At 70.9% G+C, this 17059-nt stretch carries 17 protein-coding genes; 8 read left to right on the forward strand and 9 right to left on the reverse strand.

The features are described 5' to 3' along the window. Positions 1–29: 29 nt before the first annotated feature. From ACGFWI_RS15710 to hemL, 3 genes are all read right to left on the reverse strand, one after another. Positions 30–1259, reverse strand: coding sequence for a hypothetical protein (locus ACGFWI_RS15710; RefSeq protein ID WP_393906486.1), 1230 nt, complete (start codon positions 1257–1259; stop codon positions 30–32). 146 nt (positions 1260–1405) lie between these two features. Continuing rightward, positions 1406–2086 carry a histidine phosphatase family protein gene (locus ACGFWI_RS15715; RefSeq protein ID WP_393906487.1) on the reverse strand — a complete coding sequence of 227 codons (681 nt, stop codon included), beginning with the start codon at positions 2084–2086 and terminating at the stop codon, positions 1406–1408. A 58-nt stretch (positions 2087–2144) separates the two neighbouring features. After that, on the reverse strand, positions 2145–3452 hold the full coding sequence (gene hemL, locus ACGFWI_RS15720) for a glutamate-1-semialdehyde 2,1-aminomutase (protein WP_393906488.1): 1308 nt from the start codon (positions 3450–3452) through the stop codon (positions 2145–2147). Positions 3453–3776: 324 nt separating this feature from the next. On the opposite strand from hemL, the gene ACGFWI_RS15725 reads away from it, so the two are divergent. Then, positions 3777–4328 (forward strand): hypothetical protein, encoded by a 552-nt coding sequence (locus tag ACGFWI_RS15725; RefSeq protein WP_393906489.1) that lies wholly within the window; start codon positions 3777–3779, stop codon positions 4326–4328. A 119-nt stretch (positions 4329–4447) separates the two neighbouring features. Here the strand turns inward: ACGFWI_RS15725 and ACGFWI_RS15730 are convergent, their stop codons facing one another. The 3 genes from ACGFWI_RS15730 to ACGFWI_RS15740 all read right to left on the reverse strand — a co-directional run bounded on the left by ACGFWI_RS15730 (position 4448) and on the right by ACGFWI_RS15740 (position 6879). Next, positions 4448–5275, reverse strand: a complete 828-nt coding sequence (locus ACGFWI_RS15730; protein WP_393906490.1) for an SDR family NAD(P)-dependent oxidoreductase — start codon at positions 5273–5275, stop codon at positions 4448–4450. Continuing rightward, complete coding sequence (locus tag ACGFWI_RS15735; RefSeq protein WP_393906491.1) at positions 5272–5883, reverse strand: cupin domain-containing protein; 612 nt, start codon at positions 5881–5883, stop codon at positions 5272–5274. Before ACGFWI_RS15735 ends, ACGFWI_RS15730 begins: the two co-directional genes overlap by 4 nt. Positions 5884–6192: 309 nt before the next feature. Further along, positions 6193–6879, reverse strand: a complete 687-nt coding sequence (locus ACGFWI_RS15740) for a TIGR03086 family metal-binding protein (RefSeq protein ID WP_393906492.1) — start codon at positions 6877–6879, stop codon at positions 6193–6195. Between the two features lie 122 nt (positions 6880–7001). On the opposite strand from ACGFWI_RS15740, the gene ACGFWI_RS15745 reads away from it, so the two are divergent. After that, positions 7002–7808, forward strand: a complete 807-nt coding sequence (locus tag ACGFWI_RS15745; RefSeq protein WP_393906493.1) for a DUF6597 domain-containing transcriptional factor — start codon at positions 7002–7004, stop codon at positions 7806–7808. 37 nt (positions 7809–7845) lie between these two features. Here ACGFWI_RS15745 and ACGFWI_RS15750 read toward each other — a convergent pair whose 3' ends face one another. Then, the gene (locus ACGFWI_RS15750) at positions 7846–8517 is read right to left on the reverse strand and encodes a TetR family transcriptional regulator (protein ID WP_393906494.1); all 672 of its coding nucleotides are present in this window, start codon (positions 8515–8517) and stop codon (positions 7846–7848) included. A 126-nt stretch (positions 8518–8643) separates the two neighbouring features. Here ACGFWI_RS15750 and ACGFWI_RS15755 point away from each other — a divergent pair, with 126 nt between their 5' ends. After that, complete coding sequence (locus ACGFWI_RS15755) at positions 8644–10242, forward strand: FAD-dependent monooxygenase (protein WP_393906495.1); 1599 nt, start codon at positions 8644–8646, stop codon at positions 10240–10242. Here ACGFWI_RS15755 and ACGFWI_RS15760 read toward each other — a convergent pair. Beyond that, complete coding sequence (locus ACGFWI_RS15760) at positions 10199–10939, reverse strand: AAA family ATPase (RefSeq protein ID WP_393906496.1); 741 nt, start codon at positions 10937–10939, stop codon at positions 10199–10201. The genes ACGFWI_RS15755 and ACGFWI_RS15760 overlap by 44 nt on opposite strands. 112 nt (positions 10940–11051) lie before the next feature. On the opposite strand from ACGFWI_RS15760, the gene ACGFWI_RS15765 reads away from it, so the two are divergent. Together ACGFWI_RS15765 and ACGFWI_RS15770 are read left to right on the forward strand one after the other, a co-directional pair. Continuing rightward, a complete protein-coding gene (locus tag ACGFWI_RS15765) occupies positions 11052–11387 on the forward strand; it encodes a YnfA family protein (RefSeq protein WP_393906497.1) in 336 nt (111 codons plus the stop codon). Between the two features lie 85 nt (positions 11388–11472). Then, a complete protein-coding gene (locus ACGFWI_RS15770) occupies positions 11473–12222 on the forward strand; it encodes an SDR family oxidoreductase (RefSeq protein ID WP_393906498.1) in 750 nt (249 codons plus the stop codon). Positions 12223–12292: 70 nt separating this feature from the next. Here the strand turns inward: ACGFWI_RS15770 and ACGFWI_RS15775 are convergent, their stop codons facing one another. Beyond that, complete coding sequence (locus ACGFWI_RS15775; RefSeq protein WP_393906499.1) at positions 12293–13486, reverse strand: RtcB family protein; 1194 nt, start codon at positions 13484–13486, stop codon at positions 12293–12295. A 162-nt stretch (positions 13487–13648) separates the two neighbouring features. Between ACGFWI_RS15775 and ACGFWI_RS15780 the strand changes: the two genes are divergently transcribed. The 3 genes from ACGFWI_RS15780 (at position 13649) to ACGFWI_RS15790 (ending at position 16949) form a co-directional block, all read left to right on the forward strand. After that, positions 13649–14539 (forward strand): hypothetical protein, encoded by an 891-nt coding sequence (locus tag ACGFWI_RS15780; RefSeq protein ID WP_393906500.1) that lies wholly within the window; start codon positions 13649–13651, stop codon positions 14537–14539. Positions 14540–14787: 248 nt separating this feature from the next. Next, positions 14788–15495, forward strand: a complete 708-nt coding sequence (locus ACGFWI_RS15785) for a DUF3558 domain-containing protein (RefSeq protein ID WP_393906501.1) — start codon at positions 14788–14790, stop codon at positions 15493–15495. A 215-nt stretch (positions 15496–15710) separates the two neighbouring features. After that, on the forward strand, positions 15711–16949 hold the full coding sequence (locus ACGFWI_RS15790) for a DUF2637 domain-containing protein (RefSeq protein WP_393906502.1): 1239 nt from the start codon (positions 15711–15713) through the stop codon (positions 16947–16949). Positions 16950–17059: the final 110 nt, after the last annotated feature.

The following is a 17059-nucleotide window of genomic DNA, read 5'->3' on the forward strand; positions in this document are numbered from 1 at the left end:
GACGGCCCGGCGCGGCCCGGCAGTACATGTCAGGCGGCTGCCAAATACGACTTCCAGCCGTCGTTCGGCCGCTCTCCGACGGGAAGCTGCTGGAGCTTGCTCACCACCTGCGGATCCTGTGCGTCGAGCCAGTCGGTGAACTGCCGGAACGACACCAGGCGGACATCTCTGTTCTGCTCGTTGGCAATGTGCTTGAGGGCTTCCTCGACGGCATCCATGTAGATGCCGCCATTCCACTGTTCGAAGTGGTTGCCGATAAAGAAGGGCGCGCGATTGGTCTCGTACGCCCGGCGGAAACCGGAAATGTATGCGTCGGTGGCCTGCTGCCGCCAGCCCGGGTAGTTGACCGGCGGTGCCGTCGTGGAGTTCTTCGACTGATTGAAGAGGATGTTGTAGTCCATCGAGAGCACCTGGAATCGGTGGCCCGGGAACGGAATCAGCTGGAGTGGGAAGTCCCAGAGGCCCATCTTCTTCCTCGGCCACATCTGCATACCGCCGGGCGAGCTGGCGTCATAACGCCAGCCGAGGTTCTTGGCGGTGGGCAGCAGGTTTTCCTGGCCCAGCAGGCAGGGGGTGCGGCTGCCGACCAATTCCTTGCGGTAGTCGAACGGCAGCGGTTCGAGGTCGGTGAAGCCGGTGTTCGTGCGCCACGTCGTGACGAAGTCCATCGCCTGGTCGATTTCGGACTGCCACTGCTGGGGCGTCCAGTGCTTGACCGAGGTCGAGGCTTCGCCGCAGAAGTGCCCGTTGAAGTGGGTGCCGACCTCGTGGCCGTCCAGCCAGGCCTCCCGCACGCACTTCAGCGTCTCCTTGATGTGGTCGTCGCTGAGGTAAGGGATGTCGGAGGCGCCCCGCTTGTTGTTCGGCGGGCTGTAGAGATGCTTCTGGGATTCGGGCAGGAGATACAGGCCGGAGAGGAAGAAGGTCATCGCCGCGCCGTGGTCCCTGGCGAGCTTGAGGAAACGGGGGAAGAGGCCGTTGCCGACCTCTCCGGCCCCGTCCCAGGAAAAGACCACGAACTGCGGCGGGGTCTGACCGGGCTCGAGCCGTTCGGGTGCCTTGGGCTGATGGGGCTGCGTGCCAGAATTCGCTGTCGAACCGTCACCGATGAGCTTCGCCCGCGCCTGGACCGAGCCCTTGACGCGCTGCTTGTCCGCCCCCGCGTTATCCGAGTCCGTCGACGAGCAGCCGGCGACGCCCAGGGCCGCGGCTGCCCCAACTCCCATACCCAGCAGGTTTCGCCGACTGATCGCGCGCATACCCTCGACCCCATCCGTGCTCGCCGAACTCAATATCCATATAAACGGACAATGGAGAGGAGGGCATGTCGAGCGTCGGGGTTCCGAGTTATTCGCTTGGATATTTCATTTTGCTTCGACTTGACGTTCCGCCAAGTGATGCGCCGTCAGGCCCCGAAAGCCTTGGCCTTTCCTTTGACGGGTTTGGCGCCCGCCAGAAGATGGGAGGGAACCAGGTCGCGCGCAGGCTCGCTGTACCCCACCGAAATGATCTTGTCGCCGTGGAAGGTGAACGACGTCAGCGAGGCCAGCGTGCACTGCCGCTTCCGCGGGTCGTGCCACAGCCGCCGCCGCTCCGCGAAGCTGCGCACGATCCAGATCGGCAGCTGATGGCTGACCGCCACCGCCTCGCGCCCGCGCGCCGCGTCCCGCGCCGCACCCAGCGCCGCCATCATCCGCACGACCTGCTCCAGGTACGGCTCGCCCCAGGACGGCCGGAACGGGTTCGTGAGGTACTTCCAGTTCCCCGGCTTCTTCAGCGCGCCGTCACCGACCCCGAAGGTCTTCCCCTCGAAGACGTTGGCCGCCTCGATCAGCCGCTCGTCGGTGGCCAGCTCCAGACCGTGCGCACCGGCGATCGGCGTCGCGGTCTCCTGCGCACGCTCCAGCGGCGAGGCGACGACATGCGTGATGTCCCGCTCCGCGAGGTGCTCCGCCACCCGGTCGGCCATCTTCCGCCCCAGATCGGAGAGGTGATAGCCGGGCCGGCGCCCGTAGAGGACACCGTCGGGGTTGTGCACCTCGCCGTGCCGCATCAGATGCACGACGGTGATGTCTTCGCTGCTCATGTCACCCATTCATTCAGTCGTCGGCAAGCAGTCGCCGGCCCGTGCGCCGGAGGTGTCCTCAGGCCGTCGCCAGGGCCGCGGCCCGTGCGGCGGCCGGCAGTGCGGCGGCGATCCGCTCGACGGCCGCCGTGTCGTGCGCGGTCGACAGGAACCACACCTCGAAGGCGGACGGCGGGAGGTAGACGCCCTGCGACAGCATCGAGTGGAAGAAGGCAGTGAAGCGGAACGACTCCTGGGCCTTGGCGCCGTCGTAGTCGGTCACGTCGGCATCCGTGAAGAAGACCGAGAACATGTTCCCCGCGGCCTGGAGCCGGTGCGCCACGCCCTCCTTCGTCAGCGCGGCGGTGACCAGGCCCCGTACCTCCGCCGAGACCGCGTCGACCGCGCCGTACGCGGCATCGTCCAGCAGCCGCAGCTGCGCGACGCCCGCGGCGGTGGCGACCGGGTTCCCGGACAGGGTGCCGGCCTGGTAGACCGGGCCGACCGGGGCGAGATGCGCCATGACGTCCGCGCGGCCACCGAAGGCCGCGGCCGGGAAGCCGCCGCCCATGACCTTGCCGAAGGTCATCAGATCCGGACGTACCCCATCAATCCCGTACCAACCGGCCTTGCTGACGCGGAAGCCGGTCATCACCTCGTCGGAGATGTAGAGCGCACCGTTGCCGGCGCACAGATCCTTCAGGCCCTGGTTGAAGCCCGGCAGCGGCGGCACCACGCCCATGTTGCCCGGCGACGCCTCCGTGATCACACAGGCGATCTCGCCCGGGTGCGCGGCGAATGCGGCCCGCACCGCCTCGATGTCGTTGTACGGCAGCACGATCGTGTCGCCGGCCTGCGCCCCCGTCACCCCCGGCGTGTCGGGCAGCCCGAAGGTCGCCACGCCCGAACCGGCCGCGGCCAGCAGCGCGTCCACGTGCCCGTGGTAGCAGCCCGCGAACTTGATCACCTTCGGCCGGCCGGTGAAGCCGCGCGCCAGCCGGATCGCCGACATCGTCGCCTCGGTGCCGCTGGAGACCAGCCGCACCTGCTCGACCGGCTCGATCCGGGCCACGATCTCCTCGGCCAGCTCGACCTCGCCCGCGCCGGGCGTACCGAAGGACGTACCGCGGGCGACCGCCTCCTGGACCGCGGCGATCACCTCGGGGTGCGAGTGGCCGAGGATCATCGGCCCCCATGAGCACACGAGGTCGACATACTCACGGCCGTCGGCGTCGGTGAGGTACGGACCGGCGCCGGACACCATGAACCGGGGCGTACCGCCCACGGCCCGGAAGGCCCGCACCGGAGAATTGACGCCGCCCGGCGTCACGGCGGACGCACGGTCGAACAGCGACTGCGAAACAGGGGCTTCATACGGAAAAGACACTGTGATCCTGACCTGCATAAACGGCGGGTGGGCGGCGCACGCACGCGGCCCGGCTGACTAGGGGTGCGGGGATCTTCCTCGCGATACGCCTGCGGGCGCCGCTCGGTTCACTCTCGCTCCTTTTTTGATTCCTCTCGCTTTCGACCGGGCGTCAGCCCCCACTCGTCTGCGAAACTGGGCCGACGTACGAGTAAGTCACGCAAGCAATGGTCTCAGAGGCGCACGGGGGCGTGCGGCCGGGCGTTTCACGCGCCGGTGACGGGGGAGGTCTCAGAGACGATGATCGGGTTGCGCGGCTGGGGCTGCGAGTGGTCGGGTGGAGATATGCATCGCGGTGGCGAACTGGGCGAGGGAACCAATGACCGGGGTCCCGAGCGCGCCCAGCGCGGCCGTCACCGGCGCGAGGAATCCACGGGCGGGGAAGTCAGAGGCGGCCGCATGGGGGTGACATACAAGTACTTCGGCGCGCCGAACGGCGCGACCGCGGCCCGGGTACCGATCTCCATGCGCCCCGAGGAACTCGGCGGCGACGAGCTCGGTATGGGCGGTATGTTCTCCAAGATCAAGCCGGAGACGATGGCCGCCATGGTCCTCACCGGTATCGAGGGCATACCCCTCCACAAGGTCCCGCCGCTCGAACTGGTCGTCCTCCACCCCGACTACGCCGTCGTCAAGCTCCCGATGACCGTGGTCGACCCGCTGCGCGGCGTCGGCGAGGAGTCGGTCGGCGCGGCCGCCTTCATCTGGTCCACCGTTCCCGACCGCGGCGGTCCGCGCGACGCCTTCTCCGTCTACCAGCTGCTGCACGAATGGCAGGACTTCAGCCACCGGCTGCACGAGGCGGGGCACCAGGCGTACTGCCTGGTCTGGCCGTAACGGTTCAGCGCGACGGCGCCGGGCGCGGCGCGGGCCCGCGCCGATCCGAGAGACACGGCCCGAGCCGCTCTCCGGCGGGCCGGGACCCGCCGGTCACCACGTCGGGCGGGCCTTGCCCGTCACCACGTGGGCCGGGCCGAGACGCCGCCGTCCACGACCAGATCGTGCCCGGTGATCCAGGACGCCATCGGCGAGGCGAGGAAGACACAGGCATCGCCCACGTCCTCCGGCGTGCCCAACCGCCCGGCGGGCGCCGCCGCTTGCCAGCGGCGCACCCCCTCCGGCCAGTCCTCGGCCAGGCCGGGCCGGCCGATCAGGCCCGGCGAGACGCTGTTGACGCGGATGCCGTACGCGCCGTACTCCAGCGCCGCCCCGCGTGCATGCATCACCACCGCCGCCTTGGACGCGCAGTAGTGGGCATGCTGCGGCGCCGGCCGGTCCGCCTCGATCGAGGCGATATGGGTCACCGACCCTCCTGCGCCCGCCCGCATCACGGCGGCCGCGGCCTGCGTGCAGGCGAAGACGCTGTGCACATTCACATCCGCCACCGCCCGCCAGTCGGCGAGCGACATCGCCGCCAGCTCCTGCGTCGGCTGCACCCCCGCGTTGTTCACCAGCGCGGTCAGCCGCCCGCGCCAGCCGGCCGCCTCGGTCACCAGACGGTGGCACTCCTCCTCGACGGCCAGATCGGCGCACAGCGCCAGCGCGCTCCCGCCGTCCGCCTCGATCCGCTCGACCAGGGCCCGCGCCGCCTCGGCGCCCGTCCGGTAGTGCGCCACGACGGCGGCTCCCGCGGCGGCGAACCGCAGCGCGATCCCGCGGCCGAGGCCGCCGGCGGCGCCGGTCACGAGGGCGACCTGGCCGCGGAGGTCGGGGAGAGGGGGGCGGCCGGTGACGTCGGGCACGGTCTCGGTCAAGGTCGGGTCGGTCGTGGTCGGCTCGGTCATGGTCGGCTCAGGGCGGTGATCCGCGCTGCCTCCTGGGGGAAGCGCGCGGCCAGTTCGGCGGCGTCCCCGTGCTCGTAGTCCTCGAAGGTGAAACCGGGCGCCATCGTGCAGCCGAAGAGTGTCCAGGAGCCGCCGTCGGCCACTTCGGCGGCCATCCACGTACCGGCCGGCACCGTGAACTGGACGTGCTGCCCGCCGAGGACGTCCGGGCCGAGGACGACCGTACGGGCCGGGCTGCCGCCTTCCGCGAGGCCGCCGGTGTCCGGGGCGCCGCCCTCGGGGAGACCGCCGGTGTCCGGGGCGCCGCCGCCCTCCGGACCACTGCCGTCCGAGGTGCCCCCGCCCTCCGGGAGGAGGAACAGGGTGAGCGGATCGCCGCGGTAGAAGTGCCAGATCTCGTCGGTGGGCAGCCGGTGCAGGGCGGAGAAGTCGCCCGGCTCGTCGGTCAGCAGCATCACGATCGCCGAGCCCTCGGGCCGCCCGTCGGCGCGCTCGGGCCCCGCCCATGTGGGCCGGAACCGCCCGCCCTCACGGGGCAGCGGCGCCAGCCCGTAGAAATCGATCAGCGCCTCGGGGAGCCGGTCGCGGGACCTCCGCTGCTCGTCCATCTGCGGGCTGCCTCCCCCTCGTCCGCCGACTGCCGGTGGTAATCCAGCGTAGGGCGTGTCTTGGGGATCAGGGTCGACGGCGGCGCGGTGTGGGCACCATCAGGCCATCTGTCCGAGCCGATGGCCGACGCCCCGTCAGGCGCTGTGCCCGACGCCCCGTCAGACACCTTGCACGGTTCCCCGTCAGCCGTCTTGCCCGGCGCCTCGCCCACGGCCCGCCCAGCTCCCCGTCAGCCGTTTCGCCCCGGCGCGTTCCCCACGTCCCGCCCGGCGCGCCGGCGTCCCCGTGCCCCGGCCGTCCGCTGTCCGTCAGCCGGTCGTCCAGTGCGGGTCGCGGCCCGTCTCGGCCAGCAGCGCATCGAGGCCGGAGGCGCCGGGCGGAACGGGGACCGGCTCGGCGAAGACGTTCATCTTCCGGGCCGTCGGGGCCATCTGTGCGACCAGTGTCCGCAGCTCGGCCACGCACCCGGCGGCCGGCGCGTACGGCAGGCCGGTCGCCCGCGCCACGTCCCAGGCGTGCACGGTCAGATCCAGCAGCACCATCGCGCCGACGGTCCGTGCCGGCAGATTCATTCCGCCGGTCAGGCCGTCCTCCGCGCCCGGCACCGCCCACGCCTCGACCAGCCGCGCCGTCTCCTCAGCGAACCGGTCGGGCCAGCGCACCCCGTACTCGCCGAGCCGGTCGGGAGTGGTGCGGAAGTCCGTGTCCTTCTTGGCGGCCAGTGTCTGAAAGGCGACGACCACGTGGAAGAGGTGGTTGAGCAGCGCCCTTACGTCGTACTCGGCGCACGGCGTCGGCAGCCCCAGCTGGTCGTCGCGCACCCCACGCAGTACGGGGAGCGCCGCCTCGGCCGCCGCGTCGAGCAGCGCGCTGATCGGTGGGGGCACGATGGCTGGTTCGGTCGGGTCGGTGGGTGGGGCCACAGGGGCCGGTTCGGTCACCCGGGCCGGCTCACTCGCGAGTTTTTCATCCGGAATGTCTTGCTTGTCGGTCATAGCGATGACGCTACGGGCCACTGCCGGGGGCGGCTTGAAGAAATGCGACAGGCACGGCGCGACCGGTGAGGCCTGTCCGCACGAGCCGGGCGGGACGTGCGGACACGCCCTAAAATCCCGGCATGGCCGCTCCACGGCGCGACACCCGGGGCATCGTCGACGCCCCCGGACTCTTCACGCGGGTGCAGTTCCGCCGCCGCACCCCCGCCGCACCGCTGCGCCCCTATGTCGAGCATTACTGGCTGATCGACTGGGATCTCTCCGAGCCGTATGCCACCCATGTCGTGCCGCACCCGTGCGTGAACCTCGTCTTCCAGCGGTACGCCGACCGACCCGGCTTCGGTGAGGTCGCGGGCGTCGGGCTGGAGCTGTTCGCACAGAAGCTGGCGGGGCGCGGGCGGGTGTGCGGGGTGCAGTTCCGGCCCGGCGGCTTCCGGCCGTTCACCCCTGAGCGGCCCGCCACGGACTGGACGGACCGCCGGCTGCCGCTGGCGACGGCGTTCGGCGACACCGACGCCGCGGCCACCGTGCTGGAGCCGGACGACGAGGACGCCCGGGTGGCCGCGCTCGACGCCTTTCTGATCCCTCGCCTGCGGGCCGGGCCGCGGATCCTCGCGCAGACCGACCTCGCCATGGGGCTGGCCGACCGGATCCGCACGGACCGCTCGATCCGACGGGTCGCGGACTTCGCGCGGGCCGAGGGCATGTCCGTACGGGCCCTGCAGCGGCTGTTCGCCGGATACGTCGGGGTCAGCCCCAAGTGGGTGCTGCTGCGCTACCGGGTGCACGAGGCCCTGGAGCGCGCCGCGTCCGGTGCGGAGGTCGACTGGGCCGCGCTCGCCGCCGAGCTGGGCTACAGCGATCAGGCGCATCTGATCCGCGATGTCACCGCCACCGTCGGGGTCCCGCCGACCGCGTACGGGCGCTGACGCCGCCCGCGCCGGGAGCCGCCCGCGCCGGGAGCCGTCAGGGCTGTTCGGCCGTCAGATAGCGCTGGATGGTGGGGGCCAGCCAGGCGACGACCTCGTCGTGGCCGAGGTTCACGGCCGGCGGGATGTGCAGCACATAGCGGCACAGCGCCATGCCGAGTATCTGGGAGGCGATCAGCGCGGCACGGGTCGGCGCCTCGTCGGGCACCGGGCAGACCGCGGCCAGGACCGGCTTGATCTGTTCGGCGAACACGCCGCGCATCCGCTGGGCGCCCGCCTCGTTGGTGACGCCGACACGCATCATGCCGGTCAGCGTCTCGTCGCACTCCCAGCGCTCCAGGAAGTGGCGTACGAGCCGGGCGCCGGCCTCGTCGGGCGGGACATGGGTGAGGTCGGGGGCGTGCACCTCGATCTCGGAGGCGGCCGCGAAGAGACCGGCCTTGTTGCCGTAGTAGCGCATCACCATCGACGGGTCGATGTCCGCCTCCCTGGCGATGGCACGGATGGTGGCGCGCTCGTAGCCGTCCGCGGCGAAGCGGTCCCGGGCGGCGGCCAGGATCGCGGCGCGCGTCGCGGCGGAGCGGCGGGGGCGGGCGGGGGCCGCGCCGTCGGGCGCAGCCTCGGCGGCCGCGGTGACCTCGGGCGGCACGGCGGATGCGGCGGGCGCAGCGGGCGCGGTTTCGGCGGCGGAGCGAGGGTGTTCGGCCATATCAACAACTGTAGGCCAACGGCTGTTGACACGCCAGATCCGATCGCTCTACGCTTGCCAACAAGCGTTGACCAACATGCGTTGGCATAGGTGCAGGCAGAGCACAGGCACAGGAGGCGGAAAGCCATGGATGCCAGGAACCGCAAGACCGGCAACAGCGGCCCCGAGACCGGCAAGGCACAGGCGGCCCGGGATACGGACGTCATCGTCGTAGGCGCCGGCCCGACCGGCCTGCTGCTCGCCGGCGACCTCGCCGAGGCAGGACTGGGCGTCACGCTCCTGGAGCGCCGCCCCGCCACGATCAGCAACCTCACCCGCGCCCTGGCCGTCCATGCCCGCACCCTTGAGCAGCTGGACGCCCGGGGTCTCGCCGATGAGCTGGCCGCCGGCGGCCATCGGCTCCCGGCCATCCGTCTCTTCGGGGAAGCCACCTTCGATGCGACCCGGCTCCGCACCCGCTTCCCGTTCGTGCTGATCACCCCGCAGTTCGAGGTCGAGCGGCTGCTGGAGCGGCGGGCCCGCCAGGCCGGCGTCGTCTTCCGTTACGAATCCGAGGTGCTCGGCCTCGATCAGGACGCCGACGGCGTGACGGTGCGCTTCCGCACCACCGAGGGCCTCGGCAGCCTTCGCGCCGCCTACACCGTCGGCACCGACGGCGTCCACAGCGCCATCCGCGAGGCCATCGGCCTGCCGTTCCCCGGCAAGTCGGTGATCCGCTCCCTGGTCCTCGCCGATGTCCGGCTGGCCCAGGAGCCCGAGTCCCCCTTCACCGTCAACGCCAACGACGACGCCTTCGCCCTGATCGGCTCGTTCGGCGACGGCTGGTACCGCGCCATCGGCTGGAACCGCCACCGCCAGGCCGACGACGACGCGCCCGCCGATCTCGACGAGGTCCGCGAATGCACCCGGCTCGCCCTCGGCAGTGATTACGGCATGTACGACGCCCGCTGGATCTCCCGCTTCCACAGCGACGAGCGCCAGGCCCCGGAGTACCGCGTGGGCCGCGTCTTCCTCGCCGGCGACGCCGCGCATGTGCACTCCCCCGCCGGCGGCCAGGGCATGAACACCGGCCTCCAGGACGCCGCGAACCTCAGCTGGAAACTGGCCGCGGTGCTCCGGGGCCACTCCCCCGACAGCCTGCTGGACAGCTATCAGGCCGAGCGCCACCCGGTGGGCAGGCAGGTGCTGTACAGCAGCGGCGCCCTCATCCGGCTCGCCCTCCTGCACACCGCCCCCGGACGCGCCGTCCGCGCGCTCGCCGCCCGGCTCTTCAACCACCTGGGGCCACTGTCCGGCCGCGCGATCCGCACCGTCTCCGGCATCGGCATCTCCTACGCCGCCGGGCCCGGCGCCCACCCCCTCGCCGGCCGGCGCGCCCCCGACATCCGGCTGGCCGGCGGCAACCGCCTCTACGCACTCCTCCGCCAGGGCAAGTTCGTCCTTCTCACCCCCGCCGACGAGCCCAGCGGCCTCCGGCCCGCCGCCGACCGTGTCGTGACCGCCTCTTGGCGAAGCGACCGCCGCACGGCGCTTCTGGTACGCCCCGACGGCTATATCGCCTGGGCCACCGATGCCACGGCCCCCGCCGAGCGCGCCACCGCGCTACGGGCCGCTCTGCTCCACTGGACCGGCGCCGCGCCCGAGGACGGCGACTCCATAACCACCGCCCGGCCCGGCGCCCTCACCCCTCCAGCACATGCCGCAGATACGCCCGGGGGTCGTTGAGATAGCGCCGCCAGTGGTCGACAAGCCCCAGCTCCGCCCACTCCACGCTCCGCATCCCGTGCTCGCCGACCTCCACGATCGCCGCTCCGGGCAGCGCCGTCAGCAGCGGGGAGTGGGTGGCGCAGATGATCTGTGCGCCGCCCCTCCCCAACGCGTCCATCAGCCCCACCAGTTCCAGGCAGGAGGAGAAGGACAGTGCCGCCTCCGGCTCGTCCAGCACATAGAGACCGCGCTGCGAGAACCGCTCACGGAAGGCCAGCAGAAAGCCCTCCCCGTGGCTCATCTCGTCCGGGGACCGGGACAGCCGCAGCGACCTCCGCTCCCCGTTCAGCGCCTCCATCGCCGTCTCGGCCCGCAGGAAGAACCCCCGCCGGCGGACCCGCGGCCCACGCACCATCGTGCGCCCCTCCCGCGTGGGATCGAACCGCATCAGGCCGCCGAGCAGCGAGGCCTCCCGCGAACTCGCGTACTTGTATCCCGCCGAGCCGCCGTACGAATCCAGCCCGAAGCCCTCCGCCAGCGCCTCGGCCAGCGTCGACTTGCCCGACCCGTTCTCCCCCACCAGAAAGGTGACCGGAGCGGGGAAGGCCAGCCCCTCCTCGGCCAGCTGGCGCACACACGGCACCGTCCAGGGCCAGCCGTTCTCGGCCGTCCCCTCGCCCTCCGGAACGTCCACGTAAGCCCGTTCGATCAGCATGCCCTCGAAGCTCTCACACCCCACTGACAACCACCGGCCCACAGCGCCCTGAACACCCCTGCCGGGACCCCGCCCACGCCGGAACCGGGCCCTGGTTCCGTAGGCTTCCCCCATGCTGTTCGCCCGCTCCGCCGTCCTCTTCGTCCTCGCCGGGCTCTTCGAAATCGGCGGCGCCTGGCTGGTCTGGCAGGGCATCCGCGAACACAAGGGCTGGGTCTGGATCGGTGCCGGAGTGATCGCGCTCGGGGTGTACGGCTGGGTCGCCACGCTCCAGCCGGACGCCGCATTCGGCCGCATCCTCGCCGCGTACGGCGGTGTCTTCGTCGCCGGATCGCTGGCGTGGGGCGCGCTCGTCGACGGCTACCGCCCCGACCGCTGGGATGTGACCGGCGCACTGATCTGTCTGGCCGGAATGGCCGTGATCATGTACGCCCCCAGGGGCCGCTGAACCCGCCTGCATATCCTGGCCGCGGACCACCTTCCCCCAAGCCCTTGCGGCGCAGGGGGACCCCCACCGCCCCGAGGAGAGTGCCATGACCGCCGAGGCCCGTACCGCCGTCGTCACCGGAGCGAGCAGCGGCATCGGCGCCGCCACCGCGCGAGCGCTGGCCACGGCCGGCTACCGCGTGGTGCTCACCGCGCGCCGCAAGGACCGCATCGAGGCCCTCGCCGCCGAGCTGCCGAACGCCGAGGCCTACGCCCTGGACGTCACCGACCGCGCCGCCGTCGACGCCTTCGCGGACCGCTACCCCTCCATCGACGTCCTGGTCAACAACGCCGGCGGTGCCTACGGCGCGGAGCCGGTCGCCACCGGTGACCCCGCCGACTGGCGCGCCATGTACGAGGTCAATGTGCTGGGCGTGCTCCATATGACCCAGGCGCTGCTGCCCGCGCTCATCGCCTCCGGCGAGGGCACCGTCGTCGTGCTCTCCTCCACCGCCGGCCACGGCACCTACGAGGGCGGCGGCGGTTATGTCGCCGCCAAGCATGGTGCACATGTCATCGCCGAGACGCTCCGTCTGGAGCTGTGCGGCGAGCCGGTACGCGTCATCGAGGTCGCCCCGGGCATGGTCAAGACCGACGAGTTCGCCGCCACCCGCTTCCGGGGCGACACCGACAAGGCCGCCAAGGTCTATGAGGGCGTCGACCACCCGCTGAGCGCGGAGGACGTCGCCGACACCGTCGCCTGGGCGATCACCCGCCCCGCCCACGTCAACATCGATCTGCTGGTGGTCCGCCCCCGCGCCCAGGCCTCCAACTCCAAGGTCCACCGCACCGGTTGAGAGGCCCGGCGGGCCACACCGGCCGGTCCCGAGAGCGGCCCTGCGCACACCGCGCCGGGCCGCCCCGGACTCAGCCCTTCACACACACCACCTGCTTGAGCTTGGCGACGACCTCCACCAGGTCCCGCTGCTGATCGATGACCTTCTCGATCGGCTTGTAGGCACCCGGGATCTCGTCCACCACACCGGAGTCCTTACGGCACTCCACACCCTGGGTCTGGTCCTCCAGGTCCCGGGTGGAGAACCGCTTCTTCGCGGCGTTCCGGCTCATCTTGCGGCCGGCGCCGTGGGAGGCGGAGTTGAAGGACGCGGCATTGCCCAGTCCCTTGACGATGTACGACCCGGTGCCCATCGAGCCCGGGATGATGCCGTACTCGCCGCTGCCCGCCCGGATCGCGCCCTTACGGGTCACCAGCAGGTCCATGCCGTCGTACCGCTCCTCCGCCACATAGTTGTGGTGGCAGGAGATCACCGGCTCGAACGTCGGCCTGGCCTTCTTGAACTCCTTGCGCACGACGTCCTGGAAGAGCGCCATCATCACGGCCCGGTTGTGCTTGGCGTACTCCTGCGCCCAGAACAGATCGTTGCGGTACGCCGCCATCTGCGGGGTGTCCGCGATGAAGACGGCGAGATCGCGGTCGACCAGGCCCTGGTTGTGCGGCAGCTTCTGCGCCTGGCCCATGTGGAACTCGGCCAGTTCCTTGCCGATGTTCCGGGAGCCGGAGTGCAGCATCAGCCACACCGCGCCGGTGTCATCGAGGCAGAACTCGATGAAGTGGTTGCCGCTGCCCAGCGAACCCATCTGCTTCGTCGCGCGTTCCTGACGGAACTTGACCGCGTCGGCCACCCCGTCGAACCGCGACCAGAAGTCCCCCCAGCCCGCCGTCGGGTAGCCGTGCAGCTGTCCGGGGTCGACCGGATCACCATGCATCCCGCGCCCCACCGGAATCGCCTGCTCGATCTTCGAGCGGAGCCGGGAGAGATCGCCGGGCAGGTCATTGGCGGTGAGCGAGGTCCGCACCGCGCTCATCCCGCAGCCGATGTCCACACCGACCGCCGCCGGGCAGACCGCACCGTGCATGGCGATCACCGAGCCGACCGTGGCGCCCTTTCCGTAGTGGACATCCGGCATCACGGCCAGACCCTTGATCCACGGAAGGGTGGCGACATTGCGCAGCTGCTGCATCGCGACGCCCTCGACCGTGGCCGGGTCCGTCCACATCCGGATCGGTACCTGGGCACCGGGCACCTCGACGTACGACATAACTTCCCCATTCCCCCGAATTTATAAAAAACGCAAAAGCCGGACAATTTATCCGATCTTGGACGGCGGACCGGCGTTTGCGGCAAGACGTGCGATAGACATTGTGTCCATCGGCCGCCGCCCGGCGGCAACCACATTTCGTAGGGGAAGGAGCCACGAACGATGCCACGGAAGCCGTTCGTACCCGGTGCCGCACTGGTGGTGGCCGCGGCCCTGGCCGCGGGCCTCACCGGCTGCACCGGCAGCTCCAGCCCTCAAGGCGGCGCCGGTGACGCCAAGGGCGGCGACACCGCCACGTCGAGCCCGGCCGCCGAGCCCGGCCGCTACCAGACCGTCCCGGAGGCCTGCGGGCTGCCCTCGCGCAGCGCCCTCCGCGGCATGCTCCCCGGCGACGGCCAGGCCCTGTCGCGCTCCGAGGCCCAGAAGATCTACGACGGCCAGGCCGACATCACCTATGACACCGACCGCCGTGTCGGCTGCCGCTGGACCCGCGAGACCACCGCGGGCACCCGCCATCTGGGCCTGGACATCCAGCGCGTGGTCTCGTACGACTCCGCCGTCAGCGATGACGACAAGGCGCAGGGGATCTACGACAAGAAGGAGCTGGCCGCGCAGATACCGTCCGGCGGCGCCGGGTCCCCCTCGCCCGCCGCCCCGTCCCCGTCCGCCTCCAAGAACAAGGACAAGGGCGAAGGAACCGTCACGAACGGCTCGAAGGACAAGAGCGCGACGGACAAGGCGGGCAATGCCGCGTCCGGGAGCCCCTCACAGACGTCCGACCCGAATACGGACCCGAGCGCGGACCCGAGCGCCTCCACCGCCCCGCGCGTCCTGGACGACCTCGGGGACGCGGCCTTCCTCAATGACAAATTGGTCACAGCGGACTCCGGCGTACACCGCGATGTCACTGTGGTCTTTCGCACGTCGAACGTCATCGTGCAGCTCACGTACGACCAGTGGTCCACGGACAAGTCGATGTTGCCGGACAGCCAGGAACTGCAGGACAAGGCCCGTTCGCTGGCCACCGAGCTGTCCGACAGCCTGAGCGAATAGTCCGGATCAGGCACATTGGCCGAGTCGACGGACAAGAAGAGAAAAAGCCCGATTTGAGCGTTGCGCTCATCGACATGAATCGGTCACCCACCTCGCCGCGCCGCGTACCGTGCCGTCTAGGCCGTGTCGGGCCGGTCCGCGCTGACCCGAAGACACGGCCCGGCCCCGCCCCGTACGCGAGGCGGGCGGGCCCCACGGCCACCGCCACGGCCGTGCCCGCCGACCCGACGACGAACAGCGAAGGAACCATGCACCGTTCAGCCAAGCGACTTGCCAGCCTCCTCACCTGCGCAGCAGTACCGGCGCTGCTCGTCGCCGGCTGCTCCGGCTCGGACAGCGACAGCTCCGGTGGCGCCCCCTCCTCCGCCTCCAGCAGCGCGGGCAAGCCCTCGCCGACCGTCGCGCCCGCCAAGTTCAAGAAGCTGCCGAACCCGTGCGAAGCGTTCTCCAAGGGCACCATCAAGAAGATGCTGCCCAAGGCGAAGGACGCCTCCGGGGACCGGGGCGAGTCCACGGACAACGCCTCCCACGGCACCTGCTCGTGGACCAGCGCGGATGAGAGGGGCGTCGACGGCACCCAGTGGCGCTGGCTGGACGTCGGCTACCAGCGCTACGACTCCGACCCGGGCGTCGGCAGCGGCGACAAGCGCGCCGCGGACTTCGCCACCAAGCAGATATCCGAGGCGAAGGCCACCAAGGGCGCCACGAAGGTCTCGACCGTCAAGACCTCCGGCACCGGCGACGAGGCCACCGCGATCACCTACGACGTGAAGCGGGACGGCACCAGCTTCAAGAACACCACGGTCATCGCCCGGACCTCCAACGTCGTCGTGACGATCAACTACAACGGCGCGGGCCTGGCGGGCGCGGACGGCCCCAAGAGTGCCGACCTGCTCAAGCAGACCCAGGCCGCCGCCAAGGAGGCGGTCACCGCCACCGCCAAGGGCAACAGCTGACCGCACCGGCATCCGGGCCCTCGTCGGCCCGGGCCGGGGGCGGCCACAGAGGGCCCGCACCGATGTACGGTGCGGGCCCTCTTGTCCGTCTCGCCCGTATGAGGGGCACCTGTGGGACCACCGGTTCAACGGGCTCCCTCCGTACCGGCACACGCTCGCCCGTAGGCATGTGCCAGGCTGTCGCTCGCAACAGACCGACTGGGAGGGGTCCTCGGGTGGCCGCGCCACTGAAGCTGACACGCACACACCGGATACTCATCGGAGTTGTCATCACCGGCGCGGTGGTCATCGCCGGCATCGGCTTCGCCGGCTCCTACGCGGCCGTGCGTGAACTCGCCATCAAAAAGGGCTTCGGCAGCTTCGCCTACTTCTTCCCCATCGGCATCGACGCGGGCATCTGCGTCCTGCTCTCCCTGGATCTGCTGCTGACCTGGATCCGCATGCCGTTCCCGCTGTTGCGACAGGCGGCGTGGCTGCTGACTGTCGCGACGGTGGCGTTCAATGCCGCGGCGGCGTCCGATCCGCTGGGCATGGGCATGCATGCCGTCATCCCGGTGCTGTTCGTCGTCACCGTCGAGGCCGCCCGGCACGCCGTCGGGCGGATCGCCGACATCACGGCGGACAAGCACATGGAGGGTGTGCGCATCACGCGCTGGCTGCTGGCGCCGCTGCCGACCTTCCTGTTGTGGCGGCGGATGAAGCTGTGGGAGCTGCGGTCGTACGACGCGGTGATCAAGCTGGAGCAGGAACGGCTCGTCTACCAGGCACGCCTGCGTTCGCGATTCGGGCGGGGCTGGCGCCGTAAGGCTCCGGTGGAGTCCCTGATGCCGCTGCGGCTCGCCCGGTACGGGGTGCCGCTGGCAGAGACCGCTCCCGCGGGGCTCGCCGCGGCGGGCATCGAACCGCAGCTGCTGCCGGCTCCACAGCAGTCCGTGACGCCCGCTCTGGAGCCGAAGGCCCAGGAGCCGGCCGAGGAGATTCCGAGCCAGTGGTTCGCGGCGCCGCAGCAGGTGAGGTATCAGGGCAACTACGACCCGGCGTACGTCCCGGAGCAGGAGCCCCAGCCCCCGTACAACGAGCATCAGCCCTCGTACGACGAGCACCAGCAGGTGCCGACGCGCGAGCCGGCCCCGGTACCGGCGCCGCGCGCGCCGGAGCCCGAGCCCCAGGTCCCCGTGCCTAACGGTGCGGGTGGGACGCGTCCGCTCGGCAAGGGCACCCCCGACACGGGCCCACAGCCTGCTCAGGCACCGGCCGCGGCCCCGACCGACGAGGACCTGTACCAGGTGTTCCGGCACTCGATAGAGGGCGAAGGCATGCCGACCCCGGGCGCGTTCGCGGCGAACCTGGAGGCGCAGTACGGGATCCGCCTGCGCTCGCGGGACCTGAACCAGTACGTGGACCAGTTCAGCGACCGCCTCAACGCGGAGATGATGGACGAGCACATCGCGTAACGCACACGCCGGGTGCCGTACGGCAACGGATGGGAAGCCGGGCGGTGGCCACCGCCGCATCCCCTCCACGCACCTGAGCCCCCGGCGCCCGTCTTCCCACTCCCGCCTGC

The organism is Streptomyces sp. NPDC048434 (assembly GCF_043200375.1).
Classification (GTDB): Bacteria; Actinomycetota; Actinomycetes; order Streptomycetales; family Streptomycetaceae; genus Streptomyces.